This window comes from Microbacterium sp. (assembly GCF_036566905.1).
Classification (GTDB): Bacteria; Actinomycetota; Actinomycetes; order Actinomycetales; family Microbacteriaceae; genus Microbacterium.
Window position 1 is genome coordinate 1 of the sequence record NZ_DATCVK010000236.1, and the last position, 24,041, is coordinate 24,041.

The 24,041-nt window shown below is 71.3% G+C and carries 20 protein-coding genes; 9 read left to right on the plus strand and 11 right to left on the minus strand.

Annotated elements, in window-relative coordinates:
• A partial coding sequence (locus VIP82_RS21640; protein WP_331912464.1) for an ADP-dependent NAD(P)H-hydrate dehydratase occupies nucleotides 1-589 on the minus strand: 589 nt, incomplete at its 3' end.
• A 41-nt stretch (nucleotides 590-630) separates the two neighbouring features.
• On the opposite strand from VIP82_RS21640, the gene VIP82_RS21645 reads away from it, so the two are divergent.
• Entirely contained in the window at nucleotides 631-1,695 is a 1,065-nt protein-coding gene (locus VIP82_RS21645) for an NADH:flavin oxidoreductase/NADH oxidase (RefSeq protein ID WP_331912466.1), read from the plus strand.
• A 57-nt stretch (nucleotides 1,696-1,752) separates the two neighbouring features.
• Here VIP82_RS21645 and VIP82_RS21650 read toward each other — a convergent pair whose 3' ends face one another.
• A complete protein-coding gene (locus VIP82_RS21650; RefSeq protein ID WP_331912468.1) occupies nucleotides 1,753-2,811 on the minus strand; it encodes a hemolysin family protein in 1,059 nt (352 codons plus the stop codon).
• Nucleotides 2,808-4,139 carry a hemolysin family protein gene (locus tag VIP82_RS21655; RefSeq protein WP_331912469.1) on the minus strand — a complete coding sequence of 444 codons (1,332 nt, stop codon included), beginning with the start codon at nucleotides 4,137-4,139 and terminating at the stop codon, nucleotides 2,808-2,810. The genes VIP82_RS21650 and VIP82_RS21655 overlap by 4 nt, the downstream gene beginning before the upstream one ends.
• 205 nt (nucleotides 4,140-4,344) lie before the next feature.
• On the opposite strand from VIP82_RS21655, the gene VIP82_RS21660 reads away from it, so the two are divergent.
• Nucleotides 4,345-5,442: a YihY/virulence factor BrkB family protein gene (locus VIP82_RS21660; protein ID WP_331912471.1), complete on the plus strand. Its 1,098-nt coding sequence runs from the start codon at nucleotides 4,345-4,347 to the stop codon at nucleotides 5,440-5,442.
• A 51-nt stretch (nucleotides 5,443-5,493) separates the two neighbouring features.
• Here VIP82_RS21660 and guaB1 read toward each other — a convergent pair whose 3' ends face one another.
• On the minus strand, nucleotides 5,494-6,951 hold the full coding sequence (gene guaB1 / locus VIP82_RS21665) for a GMP reductase (protein ID WP_331912473.1): 1,458 nt from the start codon (nucleotides 6,949-6,951) through the stop codon (nucleotides 5,494-5,496).
• Nucleotides 6,952-7,129: 178 nt separating this feature from the next.
• Here guaB1 and VIP82_RS21670 point away from each other — a divergent pair, with 178 nt between their 5' ends.
• Nucleotides 7,130-10,852 carry a multifunctional oxoglutarate decarboxylase/oxoglutarate dehydrogenase thiamine pyrophosphate-binding subunit/dihydrolipoyllysine-residue succinyltransferase subunit gene (locus tag VIP82_RS21670; RefSeq protein ID WP_331912475.1) on the plus strand — a complete coding sequence of 1,241 codons (3,723 nt, stop codon included), beginning with the start codon at nucleotides 7,130-7,132 and terminating at the stop codon, nucleotides 10,850-10,852.
• A gap of 66 nt (nucleotides 10,853-10,918) precedes the next feature.
• Here VIP82_RS21670 and VIP82_RS21675 read toward each other — a convergent pair whose 3' ends face one another.
• The 3 genes from VIP82_RS21675 to VIP82_RS21685 form a co-directional block, all read right to left on the minus strand.
• Nucleotides 10,919-12,277 (minus strand): APC family permease, encoded by a 1,359-nt coding sequence (locus tag VIP82_RS21675; protein WP_331912477.1) that lies wholly within the window; start codon nucleotides 12,275-12,277, stop codon nucleotides 10,919-10,921.
• Between the two features lie 247 nt (nucleotides 12,278-12,524).
• Nucleotides 12,525-14,084 carry a glycerol-3-phosphate dehydrogenase/oxidase gene (locus VIP82_RS21680; protein ID WP_331912479.1) on the minus strand — a complete coding sequence of 520 codons (1,560 nt, stop codon included), beginning with the start codon at nucleotides 14,082-14,084 and terminating at the stop codon, nucleotides 12,525-12,527.
• Complete coding sequence (locus tag VIP82_RS21685) at nucleotides 14,081-14,665, minus strand: TetR/AcrR family transcriptional regulator (protein ID WP_331912481.1); 585 nt, start codon at nucleotides 14,663-14,665, stop codon at nucleotides 14,081-14,083. The genes VIP82_RS21680 and VIP82_RS21685 overlap by 4 nt, the downstream gene beginning before the upstream one ends.
• 34 nt (nucleotides 14,666-14,699) lie before the next feature.
• Here VIP82_RS21685 and VIP82_RS21690 point away from each other — a divergent pair, with 34 nt between their 5' ends.
• Entirely contained in the window at nucleotides 14,700-16,364 is a 1,665-nt protein-coding gene (locus tag VIP82_RS21690; RefSeq protein WP_331912483.1) for an FAD-binding oxidoreductase, read from the plus strand.
• Complete coding sequence (locus VIP82_RS21695; RefSeq protein WP_331912485.1) at nucleotides 16,361-17,266, plus strand: diacylglycerol kinase; 906 nt, start codon at nucleotides 16,361-16,363, stop codon at nucleotides 17,264-17,266. The genes VIP82_RS21690 and VIP82_RS21695 overlap by 4 nt, the downstream gene beginning before the upstream one ends.
• Nucleotides 17,267-17,288: 22 nt before the next feature.
• Here the strand turns inward: VIP82_RS21695 and VIP82_RS21700 are convergent, their stop codons facing one another.
• Nucleotides 17,289-17,531: a zf-HC2 domain-containing protein gene (locus VIP82_RS21700; protein WP_331912487.1), complete on the minus strand. Its 243-nt coding sequence runs from the start codon at nucleotides 17,529-17,531 to the stop codon at nucleotides 17,289-17,291.
• Nucleotides 17,528-18,136 carry a sigma-70 family RNA polymerase sigma factor gene (locus VIP82_RS21705; RefSeq protein ID WP_308868383.1) on the minus strand — a complete coding sequence of 203 codons (609 nt, stop codon included), beginning with the start codon at nucleotides 18,134-18,136 and terminating at the stop codon, nucleotides 17,528-17,530. The genes VIP82_RS21700 and VIP82_RS21705 overlap by 4 nt, the downstream gene beginning before the upstream one ends.
• Nucleotides 18,137-18,303: 167 nt before the next feature.
• Between VIP82_RS21705 and aroA the strand changes: the two genes are divergently transcribed.
• The 3 genes from aroA (at nucleotide 18,304) to bcp (ending at nucleotide 21,386) form a co-directional block, all read left to right on the plus strand.
• Nucleotides 18,304-19,677 (plus strand): 3-phosphoshikimate 1-carboxyvinyltransferase, encoded by a 1,374-nt coding sequence (gene aroA / locus VIP82_RS21710; protein WP_331912489.1) that lies wholly within the window; start codon nucleotides 18,304-18,306, stop codon nucleotides 19,675-19,677.
• 67 nt (nucleotides 19,678-19,744) lie between these two features.
• Complete coding sequence (gene rsgA, locus VIP82_RS21715; protein ID WP_331912491.1) at nucleotides 19,745-20,809, plus strand: ribosome small subunit-dependent GTPase A; 1,065 nt, start codon at nucleotides 19,745-19,747, stop codon at nucleotides 20,807-20,809.
• Nucleotides 20,810-20,915: 106 nt separating this feature from the next.
• Nucleotides 20,916-21,386: a thioredoxin-dependent thiol peroxidase gene (bcp, locus tag VIP82_RS21720; protein ID WP_331912493.1), complete on the plus strand. Its 471-nt coding sequence runs from the start codon at nucleotides 20,916-20,918 to the stop codon at nucleotides 21,384-21,386.
• 49 nt (nucleotides 21,387-21,435) lie between these two features.
• Here bcp and VIP82_RS21725 read toward each other — a convergent pair whose 3' ends face one another.
• Complete coding sequence (locus VIP82_RS21725) at nucleotides 21,436-21,831, minus strand: histidine kinase (protein ID WP_331912495.1); 396 nt, start codon at nucleotides 21,829-21,831, stop codon at nucleotides 21,436-21,438.
• A 279-nt stretch (nucleotides 21,832-22,110) separates the two neighbouring features.
• On the opposite strand from VIP82_RS21725, the gene VIP82_RS21730 reads away from it, so the two are divergent.
• The gene (locus tag VIP82_RS21730; RefSeq protein WP_018171995.1) at nucleotides 22,111-22,359 is read left to right on the plus strand and encodes a WhiB family transcriptional regulator; all 249 of its coding nucleotides are present in this window, start codon (nucleotides 22,111-22,113) and stop codon (nucleotides 22,357-22,359) included.
• A gap of 101 nt (nucleotides 22,360-22,460) precedes the next feature.
• On the opposite strand, the gene VIP82_RS21735 is transcribed toward VIP82_RS21730, so the two are convergent.
• On the minus strand, nucleotides 22,461-23,945 hold the full coding sequence (locus VIP82_RS21735) for a sensor histidine kinase (protein ID WP_331912497.1): 1,485 nt from the start codon (nucleotides 23,943-23,945) through the stop codon (nucleotides 22,461-22,463).
• Nucleotides 23,946-24,041 lie beyond the last annotated feature (96 nt).

Below are 24,041 nucleotides of genomic sequence, written 5' to 3' on the forward strand. Positions count from 1 at the left end.
ACGGCGTTCCGGACTCGACGGTGGCGGTCCAGCCGTCGGGGGCGACCACCACGGTGACGGCGCCCTTGAGCAGCACGACGGCGCCCGTCGCCTCGGCGGTCTCGCGCGCCGCGGCGGCGCGGTCGGCCGGTGCATGCCCGAGGCCGAGTGCCGAGCGCAGTCGCGCATGCTCACGGTCATGCGGCGTGAGGATCCGCGGCGCGGTGGCCTCCGCGGCGAGATCCAGGGCCCCGGCGTCGACGACGACGGGGTCGGTGTCGGACAGCAGGCCCCGCAGCGCCTCGGTGTCTGCGGCGGTGCGGACCGCGGCATCCGTCCCCGATCCGATCACCCACGCCTGCACCCGCCCGTCGGCGGTCACCGTCTCGGGCCGGCGCGCGAGCACCAGGTCGCTCGGGCGTTCGGGGCCGAGGTAGCGCACCATGCCGAGTCCCGTGCGCCAGGCCGCCTCGACGCCGAGCACCGCCGCACCCGGATACGCCTGGGACCCCGTGCGCATGCCGAGCACGCCTCGGGAATACTTGTCGTCGTCGGCCGTTGGCCTCCGCAGGGCGCGAGCGGTATCGGCGCGCGTCCACGTCCTCACCATGTGGTCACAGTACCGCGCACCCGATCCGATCCGGAGACCCGATGACCCGCCTGTTCACCCCTCTCACCCTGCGCGACGTGACGGTGCGCAACCGCCTCTGGGTCTCGCCGATGTGCCAGTACAGCGCGGTCGACGGGGTGCCGCAGGAGTGGCACCACACCCACCTCGCTCAGTTCGCGTCGGGCGGTGCGGGCCTCGTCGTCGCCGAGGCGACCGCGGTCTCGCCGGAGGGGCGCATCTCGCCCGAGGACACCGGACTGTGGAACGACGAGCAGCGGGACGCGTGGGCTCCGATCGTCGCCGCGATCCGCAGCCGCGGCGCGGTCGCCGGTGTGCAGCTGGCCCATGCGGGGCGCAAGGCATCGACCTGGTCCCCGTTCTCCGGCCGACGCGGCTCGGTGTCCGCGGCCGAGGGAGGCTGGAGCACCGTCGCCCCGTCGGCGATCGCGTTCGACGGCTACGCCGAGCCGGTCGCCCTCGACGTGGCGGGCATCGATCGCGTCGTCGCCGACTTCGCGTCCGCCGCCCGCCGTGCCGTCGCCGCCGGATTCCAGGTGCTCGAGCTGCACGCGGCCCATGGCTACCTGCTGCACCAGTTCCTCTCGCCGCTGTCGAACCGGCGCGACGACGAGTACGGCGGCTCCCTCGAGAACCGCGCCCGGCTGCTGCTGCGCGCGCTGGAGGCGGCGACGGATGCCGCTCCCGGCGTCCCCGTGATCGTGCGGTTCTCGGCCACCGACTGGGCCGAGGGCGGCTGGGATGCCGACGAGACGGCGACGGTCGCACGCTGGGCGGCGGATCGCGGCGCCGACTTCTTCGACATCTCGAGCGGCGGGCTCGTCGCCCACCAGAAGCTGACCACCGGCCCCGGCTACCAGGTGGAGCTCGCCGCGCGGGTGCGCCGCGAGGCGGGCGTCCCCGTGAACGCCGTCGGCATGATCGACGACGCCGCCCACGCCGAGCGCGTGCTCGCCGAAGACGCGGCCGACGCCGTGATGGCCGGCCGCGAGTGGCTGCGCGACCCGCACTACGGGCTGCGCGCCGCCGACGAGCTCGGGGCCGAGATCGACTACTGGCCGAAGCAGTACCTCCGCGCCCGCCGCTGACACGGGACGCGAAAGGGCGGGTTCCCTGGGGAACCCGCCCTTTCGCACGCAGGGATGTCAGAAGCCGCGACGACGGGTCGCGTCCTGCACCTCTCCGATGAGCTCCTCGATGATGTCCTCGAGGAACAGCACCGCGGTGGTCTCTCCGGCATCGTCGCGCACCTGGGCGAGGTGCCTGCCGGCGCGTCGCATCAGGGCGAGCGCGTCCTCGAGATCTGTCGACTCGAGCACCGGCACCATGTGGTGGATGCGCTTGGTCGGGATCGGGCGGGCCACATCGGTGGCGGCATCCGGTCCCTCCGCAGCCCGCAGGATGTCCTTGAGGTGCACGTAGCCGACCGGCACGCCCGCCTCGTCCACGATCACATAGCGCGAGAAGCCGTGCTTGGCGACCGCCCGCTCGATCTCGGCGGGGGTCGTGGTCTGCGGCAGCGTCACCAGCTGCGACAGCGGCAGTGCGACCTCGGCGGCCTTCTTGTCGGTGAACTCGACGGCCGCCGCCACCGTTCCCGCCGAGTCGTCGAGGACCCCCTCGATGCGGGACTGGTTGACGATCGTCGCCACCTCTTCGAGCGTGAAGGTCGAGGCGGCCTCGTCCTTCGGCTCGACGCGGAACAGACGCACCACGTGGTTCGCGATCCAGTTGAGGCTCACGATGATCGGGTGGAAGAGCTTCGACATCCACACCAGCGGTGTGGCCAGCATGAGCACGGCGCGGTCCGGCACCGAGAACGCGAGGTTCTTGGGCACCATCTCGCCGAAGACGACGTGCAGGTACGACACCAGGACGAGTGCGACGGCGAACGCGACGCCGTCCACCACAGCCTCCGACCAGCCGGTGAGACCCAGCGGCGCGGCGAGGAGGTGGTGGATGGCGGGCTCCGAGACGTTCAGGATCAGCAGCGAGCAGATCGTGATGCCGAGCTGGCTCGTCGCCAGCATGAGCGTCGCGTGCTCCATCGCGTACAGCGCGGTCTTGGCCGAGCGCGATCCCTTCTCTGCGAGCGGCTCGATCTGCGAGCGGCGGGCGGAGATGACGGCGAACTCGGCGCCGACGAAGAAGGCGTTGGCGATGAGCAGCACCACCAGCCAGGCGATTCCGGCCCAGTCGCTCATCGGCGATCACCCGCCTCGATCGTCGCGTCCCCGTGCGGCATCGGGGTCGGCGTGAACCGGACCCGGTCCACGCGACGTCCTTCCATGCGCTGCACCTCGAGGGCTCCGTCCTCGATCTCGACGGTGTCGCCGACGACCGGGATGCGTTCGAGCACGCTCATGATGTACCCGCCCACGGTGTCGTAGACGTCTCCCTCGGGGATGCGGATGCCGGTGCGATCGCGCACCTCGTCGGGCCGCAGCTCACCGGGGAAGATGACGGTGTCGTCGACGCGCACGATGCCCGCGCGACGGCGGTCGTGCTCGTCGAGCACCTCGCCGACGATCTCCTCGACGAGGTCTTCGAGGGTGACGACGCCCGCGGTGCCGCCGTACTCGTCGACGACCACCGCCATCTGGTAGCCGCGGGCACGCAGTTCGGCCACGAGGACATCGAGGTGGACCGCCTCGGGGAAGCGCAGCGGCTCGGTCGCGAGCGCGGCGGCGGGCACGTCGGCGCGGCGCTCTCGGGGCACGCCCACGGCCGCCTTGAGGTGCACGATGCCGGTGATGTCGTCCATGGACTCGCCGTACACGGGGAAGCGGCTGTGACCGGTGCGCCGGGCCAGCTGGATGACGTCCTCGGCGGAGTCGTCGGCGGCGAGCGCGTGGATGCTCGGCCGGGGCGTCATGACGTCGGCTGCAGACAGCCGCGCGAAGGTGAGGCTGCGGTCGAGGAGCGAGGCGGTGTCCTCCTCGAGCACGCCCGCACTCGCGGAGCGGCGGACGAGGCTCGACAGCTCCTCGGCCGTTCGCGCACCCGAGAGCTCCTCCTTCGGCTCGATGCCGACCGCGCGCAGCACGCCGTTCGCACTGCCGTTGAGCACCACGACCGCCGGACGGAACACCGTCGTGAACGCGACCTGGAACGGCATGACGAGCTTGGCGGTCTGCCGCGGGATGGCGAGGGCGAAGTTCTTGGGCACGAGCTCGCCGAGGATCATCGAGAACACCGTCGCGATCGAGACGCCGATGATCGCGGCGAGCGGTCGCGAGACGCCGGTCGGGATGCCCCACGCGTCGAACACGGGTGCGAGCAGGTTCGAGATCGCCGGTTCCATCGTGTAACCGGTGAGGAGCGTGGTCAGCGTGATGCCGAGCTGCGCGCTCGAGAGATGCGTCGACGTGATGCGCAGAGCGCTGATCGTCAGCGAGAGACGGGTCTCACCCGCTTCCTGACGGGATTCGAGATCGGCCCGGTCGAGGTTGACGAGCGCGAACTCGCTCGCCACGAAGAGGCCGGTGCCGATCGTGAGCAGAAGCCCCACGCCCAACATGACGTAATCCATCACGCATCACCCCCGTTGCGTCGGAGGAGGGGTCGGTGGGGCGATTGTCTGCAACTAGGAGGGTCGTCCATCGTGCCGACAAGTCTACGGCAGGCCCTCGGCGGCGGTCGGGCGACCTGTCAACCCCCTCTTCGATCCGGCACGGCGACCGCACGATGGTCCGCCCCGGGTGAGCAGCGCCGGGGCACGACGGATCGGAGAGGCCATGACGACGACGGACCACCAGCGGGATGGACGAGGAGCGCCGGATGCCGAGCACCCCGACAAGCCCGACACCCCCGCCGAGATCGAGAAGCGCTCCTGGAAGTACGTCTTCGTCAAGACGGCGCGCGAGTTCTCGTCGGACGAGTGCACCGACATCGCGGCGGCGCTCACCTACTACGCCGTGCTGGCGATCTTCCCGGGTCTCGTCGCCGTCTTCTCGATCTTCGGCCTGATCGGGCGCAGCAGCCAGGCCACCGACCAGATCATCGGCGTCGTCGACTCCGTCGCCCCCGACGCGGCCGATGCCCTCCGCGGCCCGCTCGAGCAGGCGGCGGACTCCCCCGCCGCGGGCTGGGGTCTGGTCTTCGGCCTGGTGCTGGCCATCTGGTCGGCATCCGGCTACGTCGGCGCCTTCAGCCGCGCCATGAACCGCATCTACGAGATCGAGGAGGGCCGGCCGTTCTGGAAGCTGAAGCCGGCGCAGATCCTCATCACGCTCATCGGCGTCGCGCTGATCGTCGTCGCCCTGGTGATCCTCGTCGTGTCGGGGCCGGTGGCCGATGCCGTCGGCTCGGCACTCGGCCTCGGGGAGGTCGCCACGACCGCGTGGGAGATCGCCAAATGGCCGGTGCTCGCGGCGATCGTCGTGCTGATGGTCGCGATCCTCTACTACGCGACGCCCAATGCCAAGCAGCCGAAGTTCCGCTGGATCAGCCTCGGGTCGCTGCTGGCCATCCTCGTCCTCGTCGTCGCGTCGGTGGCCTTCGGCCTCTACGTCGCCAACTTCTCGAACTACGACCGCACGTACGGGTCACTGGCCGGCGTCATCATCTTCCTGCTGTGGCTGTGGATCGCGAACATCGCGCTGCTGTTCGGCGCGGAGTTCGACGCCGAGCTGGAGCGCGGACGCCAGCTGCAGGCGGGCATCGCCGCGGAGGAGGACATCCAGCTGCCGCCCCGCGATACGCGCAAGAGCGACAAGGCCGCCGAGAAGGAGCGCCACGACGTCGAGGAGGGTCGTCGCATCCGGAGCGAGCACGAGGACGACGACGACGCGGACGCCACGACGGACCGCGCCTCGTCTCGCCGGCAGGGGTGACCGATGCCGATCTGCGTCCGGTCGACGGAGTGGCTCACTCCGCCGCCGCGGTCACCAGCTGACGGGGAGCGCCTTGCCCTCTTCGTAGCCGGCGGCGGACTGCAGGCCGACGTGGGCGCGGTCACGGAACTCGGCGACCGTGGAGGCGCCGGCGTAGGTGAACGACGAGCGCACGCCCGAGGTGATCATGTCGAGCAGGTCTTCGAGCCCGGGACGCAGCGGGTCGAGGTAGATCCTCGACGACGAGATGCCCTCGGCGAACAGCTCCTTGCGGGCGAGCTCGTACGGGTCGAGCCGGCCGAACCGCTCATGCACCGCCTTCGTCGAGGCCATGCCCCACGACTCCTTGTACGCACGGCCGGCGTCGTCGACCTGCAGCTCTCCGGGTGCCTCGATGGTGCCAGCGAACCACGAGCCGATCATGACGGATGCCGCGCCCGCGGCCAGCGCGAGCGCCACGTCGCGCGGGTAACGCACGCCGCCGTCGGCCCACACGTGCGCGCCCATGATTCGTGCGGCCTCGGCGGTCTCGAGGACCGCGGAGAACTGCGGCCGGCCCACCGCCGTCATCATGCGGGTCGTGCACATCGCGCCGGGCCCCACGCCGACCTTGAGGATCGTCGCCCCGGCGGTGACCAGGTCGTGCACGCCGTCGGCGGTCACGATGTTGCCGGCGGCGATCGGGATGCCGAGGTCGAGGTCGGCCACCGTGCGCAGCGCTCGCAGCATGCCCTCCTGATGGCCGTGCGCCGTATCGACGACGAGCACGTCGACACCGGCCGCCGCCAGCGCCCTGGCCTTCGCGGCGACATCGCCGTTGATGCCGACAGCGGCAGCGACGATCAGTCGTCCCGAGCCGTCCACGGCGGGACGGTACAGCGTCGAGCGCAGGGCGCTGCGGCGCGAGAGCGTGCCGACCAGGTGGCCGTGGTGCAGCACGGCGACCGTCTCTGCCTCGGCGGCGACGATGACGTCGAACGCGTGGCGCGCGCTCTCGATGTCGTCGGCGTCGACGGATGCTGCGCGCCCGCGCGCGAGGTCGCCGAGGCGCGCATCGGGCAGCGCCGTGCCCAGCCGGGTCGCCGGCACGATGCCGAGGATCTCGTCGGCATCGACGTGGCCCGCGGAGGCGTCGGCCACGACGATGCCGTGCCCGTCGGTGGCGGGAAGCAGCCGGGCGGCGTCGGCGACGGTCGCGTCGGGGGGCAGCACGAGGGGCGTGTCCCACTCGACCGGCTGCGCCTTCACCCAGCGGATGGCGGCGTCGAGCTCCTGCAGCGGCATGTCCTGAGGCAGCACTCCGAGTCCGCCGCGACGTGCGAGCGTGGCCGCCAGGCGAGCGCCGGTGACGGAGTTCATGTTGGCCGACACGAGCGGAAGGGTCGCCGTCGTGCCGTCGCCGGGCGACAGGTCGACGTCGAGGCGACTGGTGATCGCCGAACGCCGCGGAACGAGGAAGACGTCAGAGTAGGTCAGGTCGACGTCGGGTGTTTCGCCGTAGAACTCCATGACCGCCAAGGGTAGTGACAGTTCCTGTGCGGATAATCCTGCGGATTCTTTCAGCCGGCCCGGCCGGTGGGGCCGGAACGGCCCGCGCAGACTGGGCTAGGCTTAACTGTCGCGTGTGCGGGCTTGCAGAGCCCCGCGCGCATCCCAGAACTTCACCGATGAAAGCAGGCGATTCAGCGTGTCGAGCCAGGTGACGGGCGTCGGGGTTTCGAACGAGGGAGAGTTCGGAGCCAACGAGTGGCTCGTCGAGGAACTGTACGAACAGTTCAAAATCGACCGGAACTCCGTCGACAAGGCTTGGTGGCCCGTTCTCGAGGCCTACCACCCTGCCGACGGCGCAGCACCGACGGCGCCTTCCGCGCCGGCCGCGGAGACCCCGGCCACGGGCGCCACTCCGCCGGCGGCATCCGAGGAGCCCCGTCCGGTGACCGCCCCGATCCCCGTGATCGGCGCACAGCCGGTGGCACGCACGACCGCGCGCCCGGCCGCGCCGCAGCCGATCCCGGCGCAGGCGCCCAAGGCGCAGCCGTCGTCGTCGGCCGAGCAGCCCCAGCCGCAGGCGGACGTCGTCACGACGCTCAAGGGCATGCCGAAGACCCTCGCGGCCAACATGGACGAGTCGCTGACGGTTCCGACCGCGACGAGCGTCCGCACCGTGCCGGCGAAGCTGATGATCGACAACCGCATCGTCATCAACAACCACATGTCGCGCACGCGCGGCGGCAAGGTCAGCTTCACGCACCTCATCGGCTGGGCGATCATCCAGGCGCTCAAGGAGTTCCCGAGCCAGAACGTGTTCTACGCGGAGATCGACGGCAAGCCGTCCGTCGTCGCCCCGGCGCACATCAACCTCGGCATCGCGATCGACCTGCCGCGCCCCGACGGCTCCCGCGCCCTGCTCGTGCCCAGCATCAAGCGGGCCGAGCAGCTCACATTCAACGAATTCCTCACGACCTACGAGGACCTCGTCGTCCGCGCCCGCGGCAACAAGCTGACCGCGGCGGACTTCCAGGGCACCACGATCTCGCTGACCAACCCCGGCGGCATCGGCACCGTCCACTCGGTGCCGCGTCTCATGAAGGGGCAGGGCTGCATCGTCGGCGCCGGCGCACTCGAGTACCCCGCCGAGTTCCAGGGCGCGAGCGACAAGACGCTCAACGAGCTCGCGATCGGCAAGACGATCACGCTCACCAGCACCTACGACCACCGCGTCATCCAGGGTGCGGGCTCGGGCGAGTTCCTCAAGAAGGTGCACGAGCTGCTCATCGGCCAGCGCGGCTTCTACGACGACATCTTCGCGGCGCTGCGCATCCCGTACGCCCCGATCCACTGGGCCGCCGACATCAACGTCGACCTGGCCGAGCGCGTCGACAAGACCGCCCGCGTGCAGGAACTCATCAACTCCTTCCGCGTCCGCGGCCACCTGATGGCCGACACCGATCCGCTCGAGTACGTGCAGCGCACGCACCCCGACCTCGAGATCGAGAACCACGGCCTGACGTTCTGGGACCTCGACCGCGAGTTCGTCACCAACGGGTTCGGCGGCAAGCGCCAGATGAAGCTCCGCGACATCCTCGGCGTGCTGCGCGACTCGTACTGCCGCACGATCGGCATCGAGTACATGCACATCCAGGACCCCGGGCAGCGCGCGTGGTTCCAGGAGAACGTCGAGATCAAGTACCAGAAGCCCGGTCACGACGAGCAGCTGCGCATCCTCGACAAGCTCAACCAGGCCGAGGCGTTCGAGACGTTCCTGCAGACCAAGTACGTCGGGCAGAAGCGCTTCAGCCTCGAGGGCGGCGAGTCGCTGATCCCCCTCCTCGACGAGATCCTGCAGGGTGCGGCCGAGGCCGGTCTCGACGGCGCCGCGATCGGTATGGCCCACCGCGGCCGCCTCAACGTGCTCACCAACATCGCCGGCAAGACCTACGGCCAGGTGTTCCGCGAGTTCGAGGGGTCCGTCGCCATCGGCTCGAAGAGCGGGTCGGGCGACGTCAAGTACCACCTCGGCACCGAGGGCACCTTCGTCGCCGACAACAAGTCCGAGCTGCCGGTGTACCTCGCCGCCAACCCCTCGCACCTCGAGACGGTCGACGGGGTGCTCGAGGGCATCGTCCGCGCGAAGCAGGACCGCAAGCCGATCGGCACCTTCACCTGGCTGCCGATCCTCGTGCACGGCGACGCCGCCTTCTCGGGCCAGGGCGTCGTCGTCGAGACGCTGCAGATGTCGCAGCTGCGCGGCTATCGCACGGGCGGCACGGTGCACGTGGTCGTCAACAACCAGGTCGGCTTCACCACGACGCCTACCGACGCGCGCACCTCGGTGTATGCCACCGACGTCGCCAAGACGATCCAGGCGCCGATCTTCCACGTGAACGGCGACGATCCCGAGGCCGTGACGCGGGTCGCCCAGCTGGCGTTCGCGTATCGCGAGCGCTTCCACCGCGATGTCGTCGTCGATCTCGTCTGCTACCGCCGCCGCGGCCACAACGAGGGCGACGACCCCTCGATGACGCAGCCGCTGATGACCAACCTCATCGAGGCGAAGCGCTCCGTCCGCCGGCTGTACACCGAGGCCCTCGTCGGCCGCGGCGACATCACCGAGGAGGAGTACGAGAAGGCGAAGCAGGACTTCCAGAACCGCCTCGAGATCGCCTTCGCCGAGACGCATGCGGCCGAGACCGGCTCGTCGCCGGTGGTCGTCCCGGATGCCGCCGCCGCCCAGCCCGCCGCCGGCGAGCCCGACACCACGGGCGTCTCGCGCGAGATGATCGGCCTCATCGGCGACACGTTCGTCAACAAGCCCGAGAACTTCACGGTCCACAACAAGCTGCAGCAGCTGCTCGACAAGCGCCTCGACATGAGCCGCAACGGCTCGATCGACTGGGGCTTCGGCGAGCTGCTGGCCTTCGGCTCGCTGCTGCTCGAGAAGACCAACGTCCGCCTCGCCGGCCAGGACTCGCGTCGCGGCACCTTCGTGCAGCGGCACGCTGTGCTCCATGACCGCTCGAACGGCCAGGAGTGGATCCCGCTCACGAACCTCAGCGAGGACCAGGGCCGCTTCTACGTCTACGACTCGCTGCTCAGCGAGTACGCGGCGATGGCGTTCGAGTACGGCTACTCGGTCGAGCGCGCCGATTCGCTGGTGCTGTGGGAAGCGCAGTTCGGCGACTTCGGCAACGGCGCGCAGTCGGTCGTCGACGAGTTCATCTCCTCGGCCGACCAGAAGTGGGGTCAGCAGTCGAGCGTCGTGCTGCTCCTCCCCCACGGCTACGAGGGTCAGGGCCCCGATCACTCGTCGGCCCGCATCGAGCGGTACCTGCAGATGTGCGCGCAGGACAACATGACGGTCGCGCGGCCGTCCACGCCCGCCTCGTACTTCCACCTGCTGCGCCGCCAGGCGTACGCGCGTCCCCGCCGCCCGCTCATCGTGTTCACGCCCAAGGCGATGCTGCGTCTGCGCGGGGCGACCAGCCCGGTCGACGACTTCCTCACCGGCAGGTTCGAGCCGGTGCTCGACGACGACCGAGGCCTCGACAAGTCCGCCGTCAAGCGCGTGCTGCTGCACGCCGGCAAGATCCACTGGGATCTGCGCGCCGAGCTGGAGAAGAACCCGAACCCGGCGATCGCGCTCGTCCGGCTGGAGCAGTACTACCCGGCCCCGATCGATGAGCTCAACGCCGTCATCGACTCGTACCCGAACGCCGAGCTGGTGTGGGTGCAGGACGAGCCCGAGAACCAGGGTGCGTGGCCGTTCATCGCGCTCGAGGTGGTAAAGCACCTGCGCGGGCGCACCATCAGCCGCGTCTCGCGCGCTTCCGCGGCATCGACCGCGACCGGATCGCCCAAGGTGCACGCCGCCGAGCAGGCCGCCATCATGCAGCAGGCGCTCACGGTCTAGGCGACGAGTTCGCCGATCCGGCCCCGGACGCCCTCTCCGTGAGGACGCGTCCGGGGCCGGATCGCTTCAGGCCGGGGCCGCCGTCGTCTTCACCTCGACGGCGACCACGGCCTCCGCGGCCGGCGAGATCTCCTGCTCCTCGTCGTTCGGCCCGGCGACGGGTGGCGTCGTGCGGCGCAGCCGCTGCCAGACCGTCACGATGATCGCGGCGAAGGCGAGAACCGCGGCGGGCAGGAGGTTCGCGCCGGCGAGCACCAGCAGGCCCACCGAGAGCACCGCGGCGATCACCGCCATGAACCAGCCCGCGCTGAGGCGCGGCAGGATGAGCGTCGCGGCGATCATGCCGGCGGTGTAGATCGACACCATGTTGCTCGTGTGGATGAGGATGAACGTCTCCAGATGCCCGCCGGTGGCGAGCGCGATGACGCAATAGACGACCGCGATCGCGAAAGTCAGCAGGAGCGCGCGTCGCGGCACGCGCCCGTTCTCGGCGCCGGGCGCCAGCACGCGAGGCAGGTCGCCCGACGCGGCGAGCGACGCCCCCAGCTTGCCGAATGCGGCGAGGTACGCGTTCATGACCCCGAGGACGACGATGGCGGCGATGGCGCCGATCGCGGTCGGCCCGAACCCCGGTGCCACCGCTTCGGCGAGCGACAGGAGCGGCACGACGCCGGCTCCCGCGTCTTGCCCGAGCACACCCACCGTCACGACCTGGAGCAGCAGGTATGCCAGCCCCGTCACCACGAGCGCGATGGCGGTGGCGAGTGGGATGCTGCGGCGCGGGTCGCGGAACTCTCCCGAGATGTGCGTGCCGACCTCCCATCCGGCGAACGCCCAGACGAACAGGCTGATCGCGGTGCCGACGCCTTCCCACCCGTGCGGCAGGAACGGGGTGAAGTGAGCAGCCTCGACGGCCGGGAACGCCGTGGCGACGACGAAGACGACGATGCCGACGAGCAGGCCGGTGAGCACGAACTGCACCCATCCCGCGACCCGCACGCCGAGCATGTTCACGGCGAAGGGCGGCACCAGGATGGCGAACATGAGGATAGGCACCGCCGCGCGGTCGATGTGGAGGATCGCGGTCAGGTACTCCGCGCCGAGCGCCGCCAGCACCGGGAACCCCGCGGCCACGCCGAAGTAGAACCAGTAGCCCGTTGCCCGGGCGGCGGTGCGCCCGAGCGCCCGGCGCACGTAACTCGCCACGCCGCCCGGATCGGGGTATCGAGCGGCGAGCGCCGCGAACGTTCCCGCCAGCGGCACAGAGAGCACGATGACCGCGAACACCGAGACGACGGACGCGGGGCCCGCGACGTCTGCGGCGAGCCCGGGGAGAACCAGGAGTCCGGTGCCGAGGACGGAGGCGATGTAGAGCGCTGTGCCCTGCACGAGGCCGAGGCCGCCGCGGGGATGGCTGTGTGTCACCGGTCCAGTGTGGCCGCGCCAGCGGAGACGGCGCGCCCGTCACCGCCGCCGTCCTGGGACGGATTCCTGCCAACCCCGGAACCACTCGACGCCGGTCGGCTGCGAGCAGATGAGCGCGGTCGTCAGTCGAGGAGAACGCGCATGATCCTCAGTTGAGGAGCTGCGCCGAGATGCGGACCCCGCCACGGCGTGTCATCCCTCATCGCAGCTCCTGTCCTCAATTGAGGACCGCGGACGACGCGATCGGTCAGTCCTCGAGCGGCGTGACCCCGGCGCGGGTGAACGCCGCGGCGGCGGCATCCGTCGATTCCTCACGGTCCGCCGCGACCAGACCCAGCCGCGTGCGGCGGTCAAGGAGGTCGGAGATGCTCAGCGCGCCCTCGACGGCGACGCCCCACTGAAGCTCCTGCGGCGTCACACCGCACGCCGCCCCCGGCCCGTCGGGCTGCGACGCCGCATACGGCGCCTCGGCCCCGAAGCGGCGCACGAGGCGCGGCGGCGCGGCGATCTCACCCAGGCGAGGTCGCGGCCACGCCCCCACGAGCGGGATCGACCGGGTGGGTGACGGCCGCGACGGCAGCCCCGGGTCCCGGCGGATGACGGCGTCCACGGCATCCTCCGCCATGCGCCGGTAGGTCGTGAGCTTGCCGCCGACGATGCTGAGCACGCCCGACGACGACTCGATGATCGCGTGGCGACGCGACAGGTCGCTGGTGTCGTCGTCATGTTCGCCCGCCAGCAGCGGACGCAGGCCGGCGAAGGTCGCCAGCACGTCGGCGCGCTGGAGGGGGTCCGCGAGCACGGTGTTGACGGTGCCGAGCAGCGCGTCGATCTCGGGCTCGGTCGCGTGCGCGACGTCCGGGATCGGTCCGTCGGCCGGCACGTCGGTGAGCCCGATGTAGGTGCGGCCGTGCTGCGTCGGGAGCGTGAACACGAAGCGGTTGGTCGACCCGGGGATCGGCACCGTGAGCGAGACGTCCGAGCCGCCGAGCCGTGCGGTCGACACCACGAGGTGGGTGCCACGGCTCGGCCGCAGCCGCACCTGGGGATCCAGGTCGCCCGCCCACACGCCCGTGGCGCTCACCACCGCCCGGGCACGGACGTCGACCGTCGCGCCGGTCACGAGGTCGCGCAGGGTCGCGGTGCGGCCGGTCGCCGAGAGCGCCTCGACACGCGTGAGGACGGATGCCCCGTACCCGGCGGCCGTCCGCGCGACCGCGACGACCAGCCGGGCGTCGTCGATGAGCTGACCGTCCCAGCCCCGCACTCCTCCGCGGAGGCCCTCGGCGCGCACGGACGGTGCGAGGCGGAGGGTGTCGCCCCGGCTGATCGCCCCGGGACCGGGCAGGATCGCGCCCGGGGTGCCGACCGCGCGGCGGAGCCCGTCGCCCAGTTCGTACCCCAGGCCGATGTAGGCGCCGCGCGACAGGTGGCCCGGCCCGTGCAGCGGCACGACCTGCGCCAGCGCGCGCGTGAGGTGGGGCGCCGTGCGCGTGAGGAGGATGTGCCGCTCGAGTGCGCTCTCGCGGGCGATGCCGACCTGCCCTGAGGCGAGATAGCGCAAGCCGCCGTGCACGAGCTTCGAGCTGAAGCGGCTGGTCCCGTGGGCGAGGTCGTGCCGTTCGACCAGCACGGTGCGCAGGCCCCGGCTCGCAGCATCCAGCGCGATCCCCACTCCCGTGATGCCGCCGCCGATGACGAGCAGATCGATCTCGCGAGCGTCGGCGAGCGCTTCAAGCTCTCGCGCACGGCGCGCCGCCGTGAGCGCCGATGCGAGTGGCGTGCGCCCGACGATCCGCGCGGTCATCTGCGGTGCTCGCGGGGTGAGAGGTAGCCGTGCAGCGCGTGCCCGAGCTCGGTGCGCCACGCGTCCTCCGGCAGCCACTCCGCGAGGAGCGGCGCGGACTGCACGGCGGACTGCGCGATGAGCAGGACCATCGCGGCCAGCTGGGCGGGGTCGCCGGGGCGCACGAAGCCTGCGCGCTGTCCGTCGGCGATGCGCCGCGCGGTCTCTGCGTGGATGGCCCGCTGGCTCGTGCCGAGCCGGTCGAGGATGTAGTGGGCGAAGAGCTCGGGATCGGTGTCGCGCAGACGGTCGACGAGTGGCAGCCGGCGTACCCGGTCGGCGGTCTCGACGAGCAGACCGGCGAGCTCGTCGAGGTCGGCGCACTCGCGCTCGCCCGCGGGCAGCGCCGCAACGAGCTCTCGGGTGACGAGCGCGGCGAACACGGCCTGCGCATCGGGCCAGTAGCGGTAGAGCGTCTGCCGCGCGATCCCGCAGCGACGCGCGATATCGGATGCCGTCGTCCGGCGGATGCCGTGCGCCAGCACTTCCGCCAGCGCGGCGTCCAGGATCGCGGTCTCCGTGTCGAGCGCTCCATCGGCCATGTGACAACCATACAGAATGTGTCATACTGTCGCCATGGCTGCGACGGCGCACACCGACTCTTCGGGCGACCATGCTCCCCCGCCCCGTCCCCTGGCGGTTCCTGCTCCGCGCGCCCGCGGCCGCTGGGATGCCTGGGGCGACGAGCCAGCGCGCCTCCCGGCCGCAGCGAAAACGATCGTCGCGACTCTGCTGCCCGGCAAGGCGCATCCGGTGCCGCATCGCGCCACTCCTGTCCTCACGCCCTCTCAGCTCACGGACGCCGACCTCGGCGCCCTCGAGGCGATCGTCGGGGGCGCGCACGCGACGCGTGATGACGACGTGCGGATGAGTCACCTCGGCGGGAAGAGCACCGCCGACCTGCTGCGGCGCCGCCTCGACGACCCGCAGGCCGCCCCCGACGCCGTGGTCTCGCCTGCCGGTCACGACGAGGTCGGCGCCGTGCTGCGGCTCTGCGCGGAGCGCGGGATCGCGGTCGTCCCCTTCGGCGGCGGCACATCGGTCGTCGGAGGGGTCGATCCCGTGCGCGGAGCACACCACGCCGTGATCGCGCTGGACCTCAGCCGGACCGCTGCCCTCCTCGCCCTCGATGAGGTGTCGCTCCTGGCGACCTTCGGCGCCGGCACGACCGGTCCGCAGGCCGAGGAGCTGCTCGCCGAGCGCGGCTTGACGCTCGGCCACTTCCCGCAGAGCTTCGCGTACGCCTCGCTCGGCGGCTACGCCGCGACGCGGTCGAGCGGCCAGGCCTCGCGCGGCTACGGCCGCTTCGACGACCTCGTCCACGCTCTCCACGCCGCCACGCCCGCCGGTGATCTCAGCGTCGGCCGCTCCCCCGCGAGCGCCGCCGGTCCCGACCTGCGGCAGCTCCTCCTGGGCTCGGAGGGCGCCTTCGGCGTCCTCACCGAGATCACGGTCCGCGTGAGGCCCATCCCCGCGGTCACCGCCTACCGGGCATGGTCCTTTCCCGATTTCGCGTCGGGAGCGTCGGCAGTTCGCGAGGCCACGCAGCGCGGCATCCGTCCCACCGTCCTTCGGCTCAGCGACGAGACCGAGACGCGCGTGAACGCCGCGATGGGCGGCCACCTCACCCGGCTGCGCGGATGCCTGGCCGTCGCGACCTTCGAAGGCGCGACCTCAGCGGAGGCCGACGCCGCGCGCAACGACCTCGACGCCGTCTTCACCGCACGCGGGGCGACATCGCGCGGCGAGGATCCGGCCCGCTCATGGGAGCGAGGGCGCTTCGCGTCGCCGGCGCTCCGCGACACGCTGATGGACGTCGGCGTCCTCGCCGAGACGCTCGAGACCGCGACGACGTGGGCGAACCTGCCGGCGCTCAAGCGCGCCGTCACGGCCGCGCTGACCGAGAGCCTCACCGCGACGGGCACCAAGCCGATCGTGCTGTGCCACATCTCGCACGTGTACCCGGCGGGCGCCTCGCTCTACTTCACCGTTGTCGCCGCGCTCACCGACGATCCGCAGAGCCAGTGGGCGCGGGCGAAGGATGCCGCCTCCCGGGCGATCGGACAGGCTGAGGGCACGATCACCCACCACCACGCCGTGGGACGCGACCATCGTCCGTATCTCGAGGCGGAGATCGGAGCGCTCGGCGTCGAGGTGCTCCGCGCGGTGAAGGCCGTCCTCGACCCGGCGGGGATCATGAACCCGGGCGCCCTCGTCACCACGCCGGCCGATCCCGTATGAAGGTCGCCCTCCTCGCCAACCCCGCCGCGCGCGCCGGGGCTCACACGGGCGCCGCGACGCAGGCCGCCGAGCGGCTGCGCGTCCACGGCGTGCAGACGTCGATCCTGAGCGGCGGGAGTGCGGCGGAATCGTCCGCGCTGCTGCGCGCCGCGATCCAGGTCGGAGTGGATGCCGTCGCCGTCGCCGGCGGCGACGGCACTGTGAACCTCGCGATCCAGGAGGTCGCCGGCACCGGCATCCCGCTGGGAATCGTGCCGGCGGGCAGCGGCAACGACTTCGCAGCGACGCTCGGGCTGCGCGAGCTCGACGTCGCCGCGGCTGCCGACGCGATCGCCGGCGGCCGCACGCGCCTCATCGACCTGGCGCGCGTCACGCGCGGCGACGGTTCGACCCGGTACTTCGGGTCGGTGCTCGCCAGCGGCTTCGACTCGAAGGTCAACGACCGCGCCAACGCGATGCGGTGGCCGCGAGGCGGCTCCCGTTACAACATCGCGATCCTGGTCGAGTTCCTGACGCTGGCCGGCATCCCCTACGAGGTCGAGCTCGAGCTCGCCGACGGCACCCGGGAAACGCAGCGCGGCGACCTCGTGATGGCGACGGTGGGCAACGGGCGGACGTACGGCGGCGGCATCCCGATCTGCCCCGACGCCGACCCGGCCGACGGCCTGCTCGATCTCGTGCTGGTCCGGCCCGCCGGCCGCCTGCGTCTGCTGCGGCTGCTCCCGCGCGTCTACCGCGGCACGCACGGCGCGGTGGCCGAGGTGTCGATCCGGAGGGTGCGCTCGGTGCGGCTCTCGTCGCCGGGCGTGACCGCCTACGCGGACGGGGACCCGATCGGCGCGCTGCCGCTGACGGTCGACGTCGCGCCGGGCGCGCTCACGATCTTCACGCCCGCGGGCTGACCGCCGGCGCGAGCGCGCGGCGTCAGTGCGCCGCCTGGACCGCCCGCAGCCTGGCCAGCACCTGATCGCGGAGCTCTTCGGGCGCGCTCTCCTTGCACGCGCGCGCCAGCACCTCGGTGAGGGTGCGCGCGACCAGAGCCTCGTCGCGGCAGCCCGCGCAGTGCTCCAGGTGCTCGGCGATGTCGCTCTGCTCGGTCTTGCAGACCTCGTGGCGCAGGTACTCCTCCAGGTCGCGCCGCGCCTTCTCACAGCCGCAGTCGGTCATTTCGTGCTCCTCGTGGCGGCAGTCGCGATGCCGCGCTCTTTTGCGTAGTCGGCCAGCAGCTCACGAAGCATTCGTCTGCCACGATGCAGACGACTCATGACCGTGCCGATGGGGGTCTTCATGATGTCGGCGATCTCCTGGTAGGCGAAGCCCTCGACGTCAGCGAGGTACACCGCCAGCCGGAAGTCCTCCGGGATCGACTGCAGCGCATCCTTCACGACCGACGCGGGCATGTGGTCGATGGCCTCAGCCTCGGCCGAGCGGGTGCTCGACGCGGTGGTGGACTCGGCGCCGCCGAGCTGCCAGTCCTCGAGGTCGTCGATCGTGCCCTGGTACGGCTCGCGCTGCTTCTTGCGGTACGTGTTGATGTAGGTGTTCGTCAGGATGCGGTACAGCCACGCCTTGAGGTTCGTGCCCTGCGTGAAGGTCTTCCACGACGCGAACGCCTTGACGAAGGTCTCCTGCACGAGGTCGGCCGCATCCGCGGGGTTGCGAGTCATGCGCATGGCGGCGGCGTACAGCTGGTCCATGAAGGGCAGTGCCTGCTCTTCGAACTGCGCACGCGGATCCTGCACCTGGTCCGTCGGGTCGATCGGGTCGCTCATCACGCGCCAGTCTACGGCGGCGGCTTGCACGCTGCCTGGGACCCGCACGACGGGCTCGCTGTGCAGCGGCGCCTCGAGATCGAGGCGATCGAGAGTGGCGAACATCCGGCTCCGCTCTGTGGGTGGCTCCCGGCTACTGTCGACCGGGTTCAGTAGGGTAGAACCCGATGACAGCCGACCCGTATTCCCCGACCTCCGCGCCGATCGAGCGCGGCCATTGGCACGCGCCGGTGGCGGACGGACCGCTGCATGCGACGGTGACCGTTCCCGGGTCCAAGTCCCTGACGAATCGCGAGCTCATCCTCGCGTCACTCGCCGACGGTCCGAGCCGTCTCGTCGCGCCGCTGCACTCCGACGACTCGGCCCGCATGATCGATGCGCTGCGCTCGCTCGGCGTCGGGATCGAGCTGGTCCCCGGCACCGGGCGGTACGGCGACGACATCGAGGTGACGCCGGTGTGGCCGCTGCGCGGCGGCACCGAGGTGAACTGCGGACAAGCCGGCACCGTCATGCGCTTCGTCGCCGGGCTCGGCGGGTTCGCCCGCGGCGACGTCACCGTCACGGCGCACGAGAGCGCCCTGCACCGCCCGATGGGCGCGATGATCACGGCGCTGCGCGATGTCGGGGTCGACATCGACGACGGCGGCCACTGGGCGCTGCCGTTCAGCATCCGGGGGCACGGGCACGTCCGCGGCGGCGAGGTCACGATCGACGCCAGCGCCTCGAGCCAGTTCGTGTCGGGCCTGCTGCTCGCCGCCCCGCGATTCGACGTCGGCCTGCAGCTCCGCCACTCGGGCGAGCGGCTCCCGAGCATCCCGCACATCGACATGACCGTTGAAGCTCTTGCCCACCGCGGCGTGCACGTCGAGCGTCCGGGCGTCGGCGAATGGATCGTGCCGGCGGGGCCCATCCGCGGCAAGGACGTCGCCATCGAGCCCGACCTGTCGAACGCCGCGCCGTTCCTCGCCGCCGCGATGGTCGTCGGCGGCTCCGTGTCGGTCACCGGCTGGCCCGCCCACTCGACGCAGCCGGGCGCCATGCTCACCGACATCCTTTCCCTGATGGGAGCCCGCGTAGTCCGCCGCGGCGGGGCGCTCACCGTCACCGGCGGCGCCGGCATCCAGGGCGTCGACCTCGACCTGTCGGCTGCCGGCGAGCTCACCCCCACGATCTTCGCGCTCGCCGCCTTCGCCGACTCGCCCTCGACGCTCCACGGCATCGGGCATATCCGGGGACACGAGACCGACCGCATCGCGGCGCTCGTCGCCGAGCTGCGCGGGTTGGGCGGAGAAGCGGAGGAGCTTCCCGACGGCATCCGGATCGTGCCGCGCCCGCTCCACGGCGGCGTGTGGCACGCCTCCCACGACCACCGCATGGCGACAACCGGTGCCCTGATCGGCCTCGCCGTACCGGGCGTCGAGGTCGACGACATCGGCACCACCGCCAAGACGATGCCCGAATTCCCGCAGATCTGGCGGCGCATGCTCAACGGCGAGCACGCCGACGGCGGCGTCTCCGAGGAGACGATGCGCGCCTCGTGAACGGGCGAGCGCAGTCGGTGGCGGAGCTGACGGGGATGACCACGGTGAAGCAGCCCAGGACGACGGCATGAGCTGGCTCGACGATCTCGACGATGACGAGGACGAGTCGGAGTTCGACGAAGCCGATATCCGGGTGCGGCCCAACCCCAAGGCGAACCGGCCCCGCACCAAGCGGCGGCCCGCGCACAGCGACGCCCAGATCGCCCGCGTGCTCGGGGTGGATCGCGGCCGCTACACGGTGCTGCTCGACGAAGACCTGCCCGACGAGCGCACCGTGCTCGGCGTGCGGGCCCGCGAGCTGCGCAAGATGCCGATCGTCACGGGCGACCGCGCGCGGGTGGTGGGCGACGCCTCGGGCGACGACGGCACCCTCGCCCGCATCGTCGGCATCGAGGAGCGCACCTCGCTGCTGCGTCGCAGCGCCGACGACACCGACCAGGTGGAGCGCATCGTCGTCGCGAACGCCGATCAGATGCTCGTAGTCGTGGCCGCGGCCGATCCCGAGCCGCGCCCGCGGCTCGTCGACCGCTATCTCGTGGCGGCGCTGGATGCCGGCATCCGTCCCCTTCTCGTGGTGACGAAGACGGACCTGGCCGACCCTGCCGAGTTCCTGGCGCACTTCGAGGGCCTCGACCTCATGGTGTTCACGAGCGGTCGCGACGAGATGCCGCTCGAACGGATCGGCGCCGCTCTAGAGGGGCACTCCACGGTGTTCGTGGGACATTCCGGCGTCGGCAAGTCGACCCTCGTCAACGCCCTCGTGCCCGAGGCCCGACGCGCGACAGGCCACGTCAACGTGGTCACGGGGCGCGGGCGTCACACCTCGAGCTCCACGGTGTCATTGCGCTACCTCGGCGCGGGCGGCAACGGCTGGGTGATCGACACGCCGGGCGTCCGCTCGTTCGGCCTAGGTCACGTGGACCCGGCGAACATCCTCCGCGCTTTCACGGATCTCGCCGAGGTCGCCGAAGAATGCCCGCGCGGCTGCACGCATCTGCCGGACGCCCCGGACTGCGCCATCGTGGAGGCCGTCGAGGCAGGAAGACTCGGACCCGGCGGGCCGGCGCGCCTCGACTCGCTGCAGCGGCTGCTCGAGACTTTCGCCGACAAGTCCCACAAGTCCGGCGCCTGAGCGGCCCGCGACAGGTTCGCGCGACTGCCTACGGTGCGCCCCCGCCCGCTTGAGCGAAGGCGGCCGCGCCCGCTCGACCGAAGGCGGCCGCGCCTAGAGTGGAGCGGTGACCACGACGCGCCTCGAACCCGGATCCGCCGCCCCTGCCTTCACCCTCGTCGATCAGGACGACGCGGCCGTGACGCTCAAGGACCTCCGCGGCGGACGCGTGATCCTCTTCTTCTACCCCGAGGCGATGACCCCGGGCTGCACCAAGGAGGCCTGCGACTTCCGCGACAGCCTCGCACCGCTGCAGGCGGCGGGGTACACGCTCCTCGGCATCTCGCGCGACGCGCCCGAGAAGCTCCGCCGGTTCCGCGAGCGCGACGGCCTCACGTACGACCTGCTGAGCGACCCCGACCACAAGGTGCACGAGAAGTACGGCGTGTGGGGCGAGAAGGTGAACTACGGCAAGACGTTCATGGGCGTCATCCGATCCACGTTCGTGGTCGACGAGAAGGGCCGCATCTCACACGCCCTGTACAACGTGCGCGCCACCGGGCACGTCGCGCGCCTGCGCACCCTTCTGGGCGTGTAGTCGGTCACCGCGGCCGCGGGTCGGTGGCCTCGACTCGCTTCCGGCCGAATCAGCGGGATGCCGCGCCCGGCGCCTCGTCGTCGGTGCTCCCGTCCTGGCCGCGTGCCGCACGACCGGCGTCGCGCACGGCCAGCACGAGCAGCACGAGCGTGACCAGGGCCGGGACGGCCAGCGCCAGGGCGATCGACGGATCGGCGAAGGACCCCGTCGCCGCGCCGAACGCGACCGCGAGGATCAGCAGCTGAGTGACGATGCCGCCCGAGCGACCCCAGGACTGGCCGCGCCAGATGGCCACCGAGAACGCCACCACGGCCGCGGCGCCCACGAGCGTCAGCACCGCCAGCGCGATCGCGCTCTCGATCGAGCCGGTGTCGCCCGCGGCGATCGCGAGGACCTCGCGCACCATGAGCGCCGCCAGGCCGATACCCTCGAGCCCGACCAGCACCGCGGCGATCCTTCCGGACAGGTTTGTCCGCATTCTCCGTCGACTCCCTCTCGCACCGACCAGTGGTTTGTGCGAACCCTCCACACCGCATGGGGAACACTCAGCAAGTCCTACACAAACCCGCCGATGAACCCTTGATTCAGGTAAACCGCTATGGGACGATTGGTGAAGCCGTGTGCTCCCACAGCGACGTGGGGCGAGTCAATCTCGCACATCCCACAGGGTATCGGACCCGAACCGACCCAAAACCCCATCCCCTCTGTTGCAAGGAGCACCACCATGGACTGGCGCGACAAGGCCGCCTGCCTGACCGTCGACCCCGAACTGTTCTTCCCCGTGGGGAACACCGGACCGGCCGTCGATCAGATCGAGAAGGCCAAGTCGGTCTGTGCGCGTTGCACAGTGACCGAGATCTGCCTCCAGTACGCCCTCGAGACCGGACAGGACTCGGGCGTGTGGGGCGGCCTCTCCGAGGACGAGCGCCGCGCCCTCAAGCGCCGCGCCGCCCGCGCACGCCGCGCCTCCTGACGTAGAGCGACGAGAGAGCGGATGCCCCTGGGGGCATCCGCTCTTCTTCGGTCACCGTCCGACCGGCGAGGGGCAACGGTAGCGGCGTCCCCCCGCGCGGGTCAGCTCTTGGCGCGCTCGATGTAGCGCAGCGGGATGTCGATCGTGACCTCGGTGCCGCTGCCCATGATCGTGTGCCAATCGATCGTGCCGCCCAGCTCGCCCTGGATGAGCGTGCGCACGATCTGCGTGCCCAGACCGCGGCCGACCTGACCTTCGGGCAGGCCCGAGCCCGTGTCGCGGACGCGCACCTCGAGGCGGTCGTCGCCGCGCTCGGCGATGATCTCGACGTCACCCTCCTGGCCGGCCAGCCCGTGCTCGACCGCGTTCGTGACGAGCTCGGTGAGGGCGAGGGCGAGGGGCGTCGCGTACTCGCTCGGAAGCGTGCCGAAGCGGCCGGTCGAGTGCGTGCGCGCCCGGGTGTTGGGAGCAGCGGCGACTTCGGCGACCAGCTTCAGCACGCGGGCGAAGACCTCGTCGAAATCGACGTTCTGCGCCAGGCCCTCCGAGAGCGTGTCGTGCACGACCGCGATGGCCGACACGCGCCGCATGGCCTGCGTCAGTGCCTCGCGGGCCTCTTCGGTGTGCGAGCGGCGGGCCTGGATGCGCAGCAGCGAGGCGACCGTCTGCAGATTGTTCTTGACGCGGTGATGGATCTCGCGGATCGTCGCGTCCTTGGTGATGAGCTCCTGCTCCTGGTGGCGGATCTCGGTCACATCGCGGCACAGCACGATGGCGCCGATGCGGGTGCCCCTGTCGCGGAGCGGGATCGTCCGCAGCGAGACCGTGACGCCCCGCGCCTCGAGGTCGGCGCGCCACGGCGCACGCCCCGTGACGACGACGGGCAGGGACTCGTCGAACTGGCGCTTCGTCGGCAGGATGCCGGTCACGACCTCGACGAGGGACTCCCCTTCGAGCTCGTCGTCGAACCCGAGGCGGTTGAACGCCGAGAGCGCGTTGGGGCTCGCGAAGGTCGTGATGCCGTCGACGTCGAGCCGGATGAGGCCGTCGGACGCGCGGGGCGCGCCGCGGCGAGGAGAGGTGGGCGCGGCGAGGTCGGGGAAGTCGCCGGACGCGATCATGCCGAACAGGTCGTCGGCGCAGTCGTTGAAGGTGATCTGCTGGCGCGAAGGGATGCGCGCCTCCCCCAGGTTCGTGTGCCGTGTCAGCACGCCGATCACCGTGACCGTCGTCCCGGCTCTGCGCGCGACGGGCACCGCGCGCACGCGTGTCGGCGTCTCTTCGAACCAGTCGGGCGACGCGGAGTCGACGATGCCGCCGGTCTGGAACGCCTCGCGAACCTGCGTGCGCCACTGCGGCCGCACCCGGTCGCCGACGATGTCGCGGTAGAACAGCGTGGCCGCGCCGCCGGGTCGCGTGTGGGCCACCGCGACGAACGAGTCATCGGATGTCGGCACCCACAGCACGATGTCGGCGAACGCCAGATCGGCGAGGAGCTGGCCATCCCCCGCGAGACGGTGCAGCCACTCCACGTCCTCTTCACTGGAGCGGCCCTGGGCGTAGACGAGATCGCTGAGGGTCGACACCCGTCTAGCCTAGGGCGCTGAGCTCACGCGACCGGCGCACCGACCGGCCTCACCTCGTCGGCACCCGCCCAGGCGGCCCGGCGGCCGCGACCCGTC

Coding starts and splice junctions, on each gene's coding strand:
- VIP82_RS21645 (WP_331912466.1), top strand. CDS start 631: ATGACCCGCCTGTTCACCCCTCTCACCCTGCGCGACGTGACGGTGCGC.
- VIP82_RS21705 (WP_308868383.1), bottom strand. CDS start 18,136: ATGAGCGACCCGATCGACCCGACGGACCAGGTGCAGGATCCGCGTGCG.
- VIP82_RS21685 (WP_331912481.1), bottom strand. CDS start 14,665: ATGGCCGATGGAGCGCTCGACACGGAGACCGCGATCCTGGACGCCGCG.
- guaB1 (WP_331912473.1), bottom strand. CDS start 6,951: ATGGAGTTCTACGGCGAAACACCCGACGTCGACCTGACCTACTCTGAC.
- VIP82_RS21650 (WP_331912468.1), bottom strand. CDS start 2,811: ATGAGCGACTGGGCCGGAATCGCCTGGCTGGTGGTGCTGCTCATCGCC.
- VIP82_RS21690 (WP_331912483.1), top strand. CDS start 14,700: ATGGCTGCGACGGCGCACACCGACTCTTCGGGCGACCATGCTCCCCCG.
- VIP82_RS21700 (WP_331912487.1), bottom strand. CDS start 17,531: ATGACCGACTGCGGCTGTGAGAAGGCGCGGCGCGACCTGGAGGAGTAC.
- VIP82_RS21730 (WP_018171995.1), top strand. CDS start 22,111: ATGGACTGGCGCGACAAGGCCGCCTGCCTGACCGTCGACCCCGAACTG.
- VIP82_RS21660 (WP_331912471.1), top strand. CDS start 4,345: ATGACGACGACGGACCACCAGCGGGATGGACGAGGAGCGCCGGATGCC.
- rsgA (WP_331912491.1), top strand. CDS start 19,745: ATGAGCTGGCTCGACGATCTCGACGATGACGAGGACGAGTCGGAGTTC.
- VIP82_RS21680 (WP_331912479.1), bottom strand. CDS start 14,084: ATGACCGCGCGGATCGTCGGGCGCACGCCACTCGCATCGGCGCTCACG.
- VIP82_RS21655 (WP_331912469.1), bottom strand. CDS start 4,139: ATGGATTACGTCATGTTGGGCGTGGGGCTTCTGCTCACGATCGGCACC.
- VIP82_RS21695 (WP_331912485.1), top strand. CDS start 16,361: ATGAAGGTCGCCCTCCTCGCCAACCCCGCCGCGCGCGCCGGGGCTCAC.
- aroA (WP_331912489.1), top strand. CDS start 18,304: ATGACAGCCGACCCGTATTCCCCGACCTCCGCGCCGATCGAGCGCGGC.